Raw genomic sequence first — 8990 nt, 5'->3', positions numbered from 1 at the left:
TTTTGTTAGACGCAATCCCCTGTGAAGTTAGAAGCCCCGCAGGTCGCTACGCGGAATGCGTGGGTAGTTCACCAACTAAAATTAACCGCAAAAATGTTAGAATTACCTGAAGCATATACCAGAAGCCGAAAAAAATTATGATGGCTGCTAATGCAATTTCTTCTACCTTAACAACCCCTCCATTGGAAAACGGCGACAAACTAACCCGCGCTGAGTTTGAGCGTCGTTATCAGGCAATGCCTAATAAAAAAGCTGAATTAATTGAAGGAATTGTTTATATGGCATCTCCCTTACGAGTACAAGGTCATGGAGAACCTCATTCTGATATTATGACTTGGTTAGGGGTCTATAAAGCGGCAACACCAGGATTGATGTCTGCTGATAATACTACTGTGCGTCTTGATGCTGAGAATGAACCCCAACCTGATGCACTCTTGAGAATTAAGATAGGTGGACAATCAACAATTAGCGAGGATGATTATGTAGAAGGTGCGCCAGAATTAATTGTGGAAATTGCCGCTTCTAGTGTTTCCTATGATTTACACCAAAAATTAAAAGTTTATCGTCGCAATCAAGTTCAAGAGTATTTAGTTTGGCGGGTTTATGACCGTCAATTTGATTGGTTTAGGTTAAAGGAAGGGGAATATATTCAACTTGAACCGAATCAAGAAGGTGTGGTTTGTTCGCAAATTTTTCCTGGATTGTGGTTAGATAAAGCTGCCTTATTCGCGGGTGATTTGTCTAAAGTATTAGCTGTTTTACAACAGGGTTTATCAACCCCAGAACATCAAGAATTTGTCAAAAAGTAGAAGTTTCACCCTTTCACCGTTTTTTTGTTTCTAGATAGTATTGTATCGAGAGTGTTGGGAATAGGAATAATCAAACCTATCCCCAATATTTAAAACTCTAATCTACCTTATTATTTAACAAATTGGGGCATCACTTCCGCAGCAGTAAATAACCCATAAATTCCCCGATTATGTAAAGATAATCCGGCTTTGAGATAACCAAACGCTGGGCCACAAACATTTGCCGCCATGCTAGTTTCATCCCCTAATGTAAAGGTATGGGTCGAAATTTTCCCTTCAAAGGTACGTCCAGTAATCTTTACGTTTGTACTCAAAGGCTTGTTCGGGTTACGGGTATCGACAATGCCCCCAACGGTAACGCGATCGCGGGAACAAATACCAGCCAACTCTAACATAATATCGTCAGCGTGTTCCATATTTTCCAAGGTCAAAATGCCCTTAGTTTTATCTAAAAATGCCTCAACTTCAGCATCACTCATAGCCCTGGCTTTTTCTACATCAAACCCCGGTAAATGGGCAATATCTTCGCGGATAGTGGCCCGGTAGGCTTCCCAATTAGCAATACCCACCCCAAAGGTAATCTTAACACTGTGAATCTCGGTATAACTTTGGGCCGCAATAGCAGCAGCAGCAGTTAACAGTCCAGGAGTTGCCCCACAACCTGTCATGTAGGTGATGCCAGCAGCTTGTAACTCGTTTTGTAATCCTAGTAATTGTTCAACGGCACTGGTACGCTTTAGGGCATCTACAAGAACCCCTTTCCAGCCAGAGGCAATAAATTGTTTGGCCACGTCTGCCATAAACGTATTAGGTAGGTTAGGCAAGGCTAAGAAATAGCCATCAACCGAGGCCGTTTCTAATAAATCTTGAATACTGTTATTGCTGAGGGTGCCATAGGGTTCCAGATAACCAATTGATCCCTGTTGATGATAAGTGGCGATCGCTTGATCGGGATCTAACCCTCTCTCACCATAAGCATACCCTTTCAGATCGGCCGCAGCAACCCAAAGCATTTCTTGTTTTGGGGTGAGAACTCTGGTTGCAGCTTGTCCAAGTCCTCCAAATCCTAAGATCCCGACTTTCATAATTTGATGACTACTCATTATTAATATATGTTCTGACTGATTCTCTCTTTTTATTATCAATCAACAGGGGATCTTGAACGCACTTATCTGAAAATGAGTCTTTTTTGGCAGTCACAGCGAAGCGAGTGCCTTTGCATCGCCGTTTAACACCCACCAACCCCCCATTATCATTATCTTTTTTATTTTTCTAAAACTTATGTTAAAATCAAAATAAGCTGTTCAAATGCTTAAGAATTAATGCTATGGTTTCTCAACTAGAAAGCCCTAATAAACCAGAAATTATTTATCCAGAAAGAGATGGCAATCCTATGTCGGATAATACGGTTCAATTTCGGTGGATTACCACAATAAAATCTAATTTAGATTGGTTATTTACTGAAGATGAACAGGTATTTGTAGCAGGGGATTTACTCTGGTATCCTATAGAAAATAATAACAAAAAAAGACAAGCCCCTGATGTTATGGTAGTGTTTGGTCGTCCTAAAGGTGACAGAGGATCTTATCAACAATGGAAAGAGAATAATATTGCACCTCAAGTAGTCTTTGAGATACTTTCTCCAGGGAATACTCAAACAGAAATGAATAGAAAATTGCTATTTTATGAACATCATGGAGTAGAAGAATATTATATTTATGACCCAGATAAAAATGATTTTAGCGGTTTATTAAGGAAGGGGGAAACATTAGAAGTGATTGAAAAAATTGATCTTTGGGTTAGTCCCCGTTTGGGTATTCGGTTTCAATTAGCAGAACCTGAATTGATTATTTATTATCCTGATGGACAACCTTTTTCGAGTTTTACTGAGGAACGTCAACGGGCAGAGAATGAACGTCAACGGGCAGAGAATGAACGTCAACGGGCAGAGAATGAACATCAACGGGCAGAGAATGAACATCAACGGGCTGAACAATTAGCAGCAAAATTGAGAGAATTGGGCATTAATCCAGAGGAAATTTAACTCCCCAACTCCCTTATTATCTATATATATTTTATTAGCAATAATCAGCTTTTTAAAATTGGATTTAGTATTACAACAAGATTGATAATTGTAGAGTAAATCCTGGAACAATATCTTCACCGCTTAAGGTTATTGTTGCTGGATATTGAGTGATAGAACCATCTTCACGATAGACAAAAGCTTGTTTATTTTGGGGATCAATTAACCAACCTAATTTAACTCCATTCTCTTGATATTCTTGCATCTTTGCTTTTAATTTGGTTAAACTATCAGACTTAGAACGAATTTCAATCACAAAATCTGGTGCTAGGTTAAAAAACTCATCTTCTGCTTCTTTCCATCCTGAAGGTAAACGATGTTTAGCCACGAAAGCAGCATCAGGCGCACGAACTGCACTATTTGCTAACTTAAACCCCGTACTAGAACTAAAAACTTCCCCTAAATCATGCTTTTCTACCCAATTTAATAAATAAGCACCTGCTTTGATTTCTCTGTTTCCTGAAATTCGTCCAATAGGTGGCATAGTTACTAAAGTTCCATCAGCATTACGTTCAAAGCGTAATTCGGGGTTTTGTAGGCTTATTTGCAGTAATTCTGCATCTGTAATATTTTCGGTTAGCTGTACCATAAGGTCAATTAAATTATAGATCACTAATACAGGATTTAAAGGTGTTAAATCCCTACAAAAACCACGTAGGGGCATAATACCATTATGCCCATAAACCACTAATACAGGATTTAACAGTGTTAAATCCCTACAAAACCCTGTAGGGGCATAATACCATTATGCCCACAAATCCCCAGGATTTAACAGTGTTAAATCCCTACAAAAAACCGTAGGGGCATAATACCATTATGCCCACAAACTAACAGGAATTAACCCCGTTTAACCCGCTTACTCAATAATAAGCCACTACCTAGCATTGCTAAAGCTACAATGGTACTGGGTTCAGGAGTAGTTGCAGCAGAAGCAGAATAGGTAAGAGTTGAATTGTTTGTGTCATTAACACCAATCAATACACTAGCAGTACCGACAACGTTTAAGAAAGTACCAACACCAGGAAAATTCAAAACGAGTGCCTCTGTAGGATTCTGAGCCAAAAATGAACTGTTTAAGGCATCAATTGTGCCACCAGCGACAGTAAAACTATTTGCCCCTAGAATTGGAAAGTTTGCCAAAACATCAAAGGGGGTAGTATATCCCAATGCAGCAGGTGCTGAAGTAACGAAAACAGAAGTAGCGGCAAAAGTTCCATCCCCATCAGGTAATTCAATGGTTCCTTCAACTATACCGTTAACAGCACCATTAACATTACTGAAAGAGAACCCAAAGGTTGCCGCATTGGCCACATTAGCAGAACCGACAACGGTGGCAGCAGCTAATACTGTTGCACCAGCAAAGGCAGTTGACAGGGAAAGTTTATCAAACATGAAATTCTTGAGAATTTACTAAAAAGTCTCAGTTATTCTACCCCCCCGTTCATTTTGTCAAGTTTTATTCAAATTTATTCATAAATGCTTCCAATTTCTGGATTTTAGAGGACTTTTTGGGAGTCTTACTATAGCGCAATAGTTAATGAGACAGAAATTTCGACTATACCTTCTATAATTAACTTCACTAGGTATTAACAAGAGAAATAACAGCCATGCTCAAAAGTTATGACGTTACCATAGAAGGCGATCGCATTAAGTGGCTAGGTGAAAAACCAAAAGTAAGGGCAACTCGTGCCATTATTGTGATTGAAGAAGAAAGCTTATTGTCCTCAACTCCCAAACGAAAAACCCCTGCTCATTTAATCGGTCAAGGGAAAACATTAGGGGATATTGTTAGTCCTATAGTGGATCAAGAAGATTGGGAATGTCTTAAATGATTGTCCTTGATACTCATATTTGGTTTTGGTATATTTAGGATTTAACAGTGTTAAATCCCTACAAAAACACTGTAGGGGCATAATACCATTATGCCCAACTAAATCTGATCAATACAGCAATTCTTCGAGATTGTAGGGGCAGTGATCGGGTAAATTAATACCGTATTCCAAGGCAACTAGACTAACAGCATCTTGATAAATTTCCTCTAAGTCTTGTGAGAGTTTAGGTTTCATACTGGGTGAAATCTTGCGTTTTATGCCGATTTTGAAAGCTTGTATCTCAACTTGCCATTTTTTATAGCATTCCTCTAAAGGGGTGTAGTCAATTTTAAGGCGATGTTCAATCTGTCTCATCAGAAGACTAGACACAGCACTATAATCACTACGTCCAAAAGATTCAATCTCCTCGATAATGTTTTCCCAGTCTAAATCTTCTAAATTTCGCTCTCTTAAAGCTTTAACTTGCTCTATAGTCCATTGATAGTAATCTTTCTCGTAGGTTTCTGTCTTTACCACTCGACTCATAAGTTAAACTCCTATCTTTGTATAGAACCTTGGTAACTGCTTTCCTTGAGTTAAGATATTTTTTATAATAAATCTCAATCCTTAATCTGCGACTCTTTCACCTCCATGAATAGTACCTTCCTCAACTACCTCAAAAGTCCCAAACGTCCTGTACTCGTCTTTGACGGTGCAACCGGAACCTCATTACAAACCCAAAATTTGACCGCTGAAGACTTTGGGGGGCCAGAATATGAAGGATGCAATGAATATTTAGTCCATACCAAACCAGAAGCGGTTGAGAAGGTGCATAGAGGCTTTTTAGAAGTGGGTGCAGATGTCATCGAAACTGACACCTTTGGGGGGACTTCTATCGTCCTTGCAGAATATGATTTAGCTGATAAGGCTTACTATTTGAATAAAAGAGCGACAGAATTAGCTAAGAAACTGGCTCAAGAATATTCTACCCCAGAAAAGCCCCGTTTTGTGGCGGGTTCAATGGGGCCTGGGACTAAATTACCAACTTTGGGACATATTGACTTTGATACCCTAAAAAATGCCTACGTTGAACAAGCAGAGGGGTTATATGATGGTGGGGCAGATTTATTAATCATTGAAACTTGTCAAGATGTATTACAAATTAAGGCAGCTTTAAACGCAGTAGAAGAAGTTTTCGAGAAAAAAGGCGACCGTTTACCTATTATGGTTTCTATCACAATGGAAACTATGGGAACGATGTTAGTAGGAACAGAAATAAGTGCAGCAGTTGCTATTTTAGAACCCTATAATATTGATATTTTGGGGTTAAACTGTGCAACGGGCCCCGAACAGATGAAGGAACATATAAAATATTTATCTGAACATTGTCCTTTTATTGTTTCTTGTATTCCTAATGCGGGACTACCTGAAAATGTGGGGGGACAAGCTTTTTATCGCTTAACTCCCATAGAATTGAAAATGGCATTAATGCACTTTATCGAAGATTTAGGGGTACAAATTATTGGGGGATGTTGTGGCACTCGTCCCGATCATATTAAAGCATTATCCGAACTTTCTCAAGAGTTAAAACCAAAAGAACGTCATCCTATATATGAACCTTCTGCTGCTTCAATTTATAGCACTCAACCCTATATACAAGATAATTCATTCTTGATTGTTGGGGAAAGATTAAACGCCAGTGGTTCTAAAAAATGCCGTACATTATTAAATAAAGAAGACTGGGATAGTTTAGTCTCTTTAGCTAAATCTCAGGTAAAAGAAGGGGCGCACATTTTAGATGTTAACGTAGATTATGTAGGGCGAGATGGGGTGCGAGATATGCACGAAATAGCCTCCCGTCTTGTTAATAACATTACCTTACCTTTAATGCTTGATTCCACAGAATGGCAAAAAATGGAAGCAGGTTTAAAGGTTGCGGGTGGTAAATGTATTCTCAATTCTACTAACTATGAAGATGGAGAAGAACGCTTTTTAAAAGTGTTAGAAATAGCCAAAAAATATGGGGCAGGTGTTGTCGTAGGAACCATTGATGAGGAGGGAATGGGACGCACCGCAGATAAGAAATTTGAGATTGCAAAACGTGCCTATAATGCAGCAATAGAATACGGACTTGCTGCTTATGAAATTTTCTTTGATCCGTTGGCGTTACCGATTTCTACAGGGATAGAAGAAGACAGAGAGAACGGAAAAGCTACTGTTGAAGCCATAAAACGCATTCGAGATGAATTACCAGGATGTCATATTCTCTTGGGTATTTCTAATATTTCCTTTGGCTTAAATCCTGTGGCGCGACAAGTATTAAATTCAGTGTTTTTATATGAAACAATGCAGGTAGGGTTAGATGGTGCAATTGTTAGCGCAAGCAAAATTTTACCCCTGGCGAAAATAGAAGAAGAACATCAAAAAATATGTCGAGATTTAATCTATGATTTACGAGAGTTTGATGGGGATATTTGTACCTATGATCCTCTGACGAAGTTAACGGAATTATTCGCAGGGAAAACTACCAAAAAAGATCCCTCAACCACTGCTAATTTACCCATTGAAGAACGACTAAAACAGCATATCATTGATGGGGAAAGGTTAGGGTTAGAAGATGCACTGTCAGAAGCTTTAAAACAATATCCACCTCTTGATCTTATTAACATCTTTTTACTAGATGGAATGAAGGTAGTAGGTGAGTTATTTGGTTCGGGACAAATGCAATTACCTTTCGTGTTACAATCTGCCCAAACGATGAAAGCTGCTGTTGCTTATTTAGAACCTTTCATGGATAAAGAAGAAGGGGATAGTAATGATAGTGGAAAAGGTAAGTTTATTATTGCTACAGTTAAAGGAGATGTTCATGATATCGGTAAGAATTTAGTTGATATTATTCTCTCTAATAATGGCTATAAAGTCATCAATTTAGGCATTAAACAACCTGTTGAGAACATTATCCAAGCTTACGAAGAACATAAACCTGATTGTATCGCCATGAGCGGTTTATTGGTAAAATCAACTGCATTCATGAAGGATAACTTAGAAGTATTTAATGAGCGAGGAATCAATGTTCCTATCATCTTAGGAGGTGCAGCATTAACCCCTAAATTTGTCTATGAAGATTGTCAAAATACTTATCAAGGTAAAGTTTTCTATGGAAAAGATGCTTTCTCAGATTTGCATTTTATGGATAAATTAATGCCAGCAAAATTAGCAGAAAGTTGGGACAATTTACAAGGATTTTTAGGTGATTTTAGCAATAATAATAGTTTATTCCAAGAAGAAAGAGCAGAAAAAGCAGCCGCGCAATCTTCTGAAGAAAAAGACAAATCAACAACATCAGAAACCTCTGTAGTGATCGATACAAAACGGTCTGAAGCTGTCGAATTAATAGAACCTGCAACACCGCCTTTCTGGGGAACAAAACTCTTAAAACCAGAAGAATTTGATTTAACTGAACTTTTCTGGTATTTGGATTTACAAGCATTAGTTGCAGGTCAATGGCAATTTCGGAAGCCCAAAGAACAGTCACGGGAAGAATACGAAAAATTTTTGAGTGAAAAAGTTTATCCTATTTTAGAAGAATGGAAACAGAAAGTTATTACGGAGAATCTGTTACATCCTACGGTTATTTATGGTTACTTTCCTTGTCAGTCTGAAGGCAATAACTTGTTGATTTATGATCCAGAAATCATCGAAAATCATGATAATACAATCCCCGAAAATATAGACCCTATTTGGGTATTAGAATTTCCTCGTCAAAAATCAGGTCGTCGTTTATGTATTGCCGACTTTTTTGCCCCCAAAGAATCAGGCTTAATTGACGTATTTACGATGCAAGCAGTAACAGTAGGAGAAATTGCCACAGAATACGCACAAAAACTCTTTGCTGCTAATGATTACACCAATTATCTCTACTTTCATGGTATGGCAGTCCAAACTGCCGAAGCATTAGCAGAATGGACACACGCCAAAATCCGCCGAGAATTAGGATTTGGGGACAAAGAACCGGATAATATTCGAGAAATGCTACAACAGCATTATCAAGGTTCCCGTTACAGCTTTGGATACCCTGCTTGTCCTAATATTCAAGATCAATATAAACAGTTGGAATTGTTGGGTTGCGATCGCATTAAAATGTATATGGATGAGAGTGAACAAATCTATCCTGAACAGTCTACAACTGCCATTATTACTTATCATCCCCTGGCTAAATATTTTAGTGCTTAGGTTCGTAGTAAGCTCTTAATGGCTATTTTAGGGCTAAAGGGCTTACTAGGAACG

8 protein-coding genes are annotated in these 8990 nt (G+C 38.4%); 4 read left to right on the top strand and 4 right to left on the bottom strand.

Going from position 1 to position 8990, the window contains the following annotated elements; all coding sequences use genetic code 11:
- Window positions 1–137: 137 nt before the first annotated feature.
- Entirely contained in the window at window positions 138–809 is a 672-nt protein-coding gene (locus VB691_RS19525) for a Uma2 family endonuclease (RefSeq protein WP_323293194.1), read from the top strand.
- A gap of 110 nt (window positions 810–919) precedes the next feature.
- Here the strand turns inward: VB691_RS19525 and bioU are convergent, their stop codons facing one another.
- Window positions 920–1912, bottom strand: a complete 993-nt coding sequence (gene bioU, locus VB691_RS19520) for a (S)-8-amino-7-oxononanoate synthase BioU (RefSeq protein ID WP_323293193.1) — start codon at window positions 1910–1912, stop codon at window positions 920–922.
- A gap of 224 nt (window positions 1913–2136) precedes the next feature.
- On the opposite strand from bioU, the gene VB691_RS19515 reads away from it, so the two are divergent.
- Window positions 2137–2853, top strand: a complete 717-nt coding sequence (locus tag VB691_RS19515) for a Uma2 family endonuclease (protein WP_323293192.1) — start codon at window positions 2137–2139, stop codon at window positions 2851–2853.
- Between the two features lie 70 nt (window positions 2854–2923).
- Here the strand turns inward: VB691_RS19515 and VB691_RS19510 are convergent, their stop codons facing one another.
- Window positions 2924–3481 carry a Uma2 family endonuclease gene (locus VB691_RS19510; protein WP_323293191.1) on the bottom strand — a complete coding sequence of 186 codons (558 nt, stop codon included), beginning with the start codon at window positions 3479–3481 and terminating at the stop codon, window positions 2924–2926.
- A 248-nt stretch (window positions 3482–3729) separates the two neighbouring features.
- Window positions 3730–4284 carry a PEP-CTERM sorting domain-containing protein gene (locus VB691_RS19505; RefSeq protein ID WP_323293190.1) on the bottom strand — a complete coding sequence of 185 codons (555 nt, stop codon included), beginning with the start codon at window positions 4282–4284 and terminating at the stop codon, window positions 3730–3732.
- A gap of 215 nt (window positions 4285–4499) precedes the next feature.
- Between VB691_RS19505 and VB691_RS19500 the strand changes: the two genes are divergently transcribed.
- Window positions 4500–4724, top strand: coding sequence for a hypothetical protein (locus VB691_RS19500; protein WP_323293189.1), 225 nt, complete (start codon window positions 4500–4502; stop codon window positions 4722–4724).
- 108 nt (window positions 4725–4832) lie between these two features.
- On the opposite strand, the gene VB691_RS19495 is transcribed toward VB691_RS19500, so the two are convergent.
- The gene (locus tag VB691_RS19495) at window positions 4833–5249 is read right to left on the bottom strand and encodes a DUF29 domain-containing protein (RefSeq protein WP_323293188.1); all 417 of its coding nucleotides are present in this window, start codon (window positions 5247–5249) and stop codon (window positions 4833–4835) included.
- Window positions 5250–5354: 105 nt separating this feature from the next.
- On the opposite strand from VB691_RS19495, the gene metH reads away from it, so the two are divergent.
- Window positions 5355–8936, top strand: coding sequence for a methionine synthase (metH, locus tag VB691_RS19490; protein WP_323293187.1), 3582 nt, complete (start codon window positions 5355–5357; stop codon window positions 8934–8936).
- Window positions 8937–8990: the final 54 nt, after the last annotated feature.

Origin of the sequence: Crocosphaera sp. XPORK-15E (assembly GCF_034931425.1) — a bacterium.
GTDB lineage: Bacteria > Cyanobacteriota > Cyanobacteriia > Cyanobacteriales > Microcystaceae > UHCC-0190.
This window is presented reverse-complemented; position numbering and strand designations above follow the sequence as displayed.

Bases quoted from the DNA above. Each gene is read 5' to 3' on its own strand.
- VB691_RS19525 (WP_323293194.1), top strand. From the start codon at position 138: ATGATGGCTGCTAATGCAATTTCTTCTACCTTAACAACCCCTCCATTG.
- metH (WP_323293187.1), top strand. From the start codon at position 5,355: ATGAATAGTACCTTCCTCAACTACCTCAAAAGTCCCAAACGTCCTGTA.
- VB691_RS19505 (WP_323293190.1), bottom strand. From the start codon at position 4,284: ATGTTTGATAAACTTTCCCTGTCAACTGCCTTTGCTGGTGCAACAGTA.
- VB691_RS19500 (WP_323293189.1), top strand. From the start codon at position 4,500: ATGCTCAAAAGTTATGACGTTACCATAGAAGGCGATCGCATTAAGTGG.
- VB691_RS19495 (WP_323293188.1), bottom strand. From the start codon at position 5,249: ATGAGTCGAGTGGTAAAGACAGAAACCTACGAGAAAGATTACTATCAA.
- VB691_RS19515 (WP_323293192.1), top strand. From the start codon at position 2,137: ATGGTTTCTCAACTAGAAAGCCCTAATAAACCAGAAATTATTTATCCA.
- VB691_RS19510 (WP_323293191.1), bottom strand. From the start codon at position 3,481: ATGGTACAGCTAACCGAAAATATTACAGATGCAGAATTACTGCAAATA.
- bioU (WP_323293193.1), bottom strand. From the start codon at position 1,912: ATGAGTAGTCATCAAATTATGAAAGTCGGGATCTTAGGATTTGGAGGA.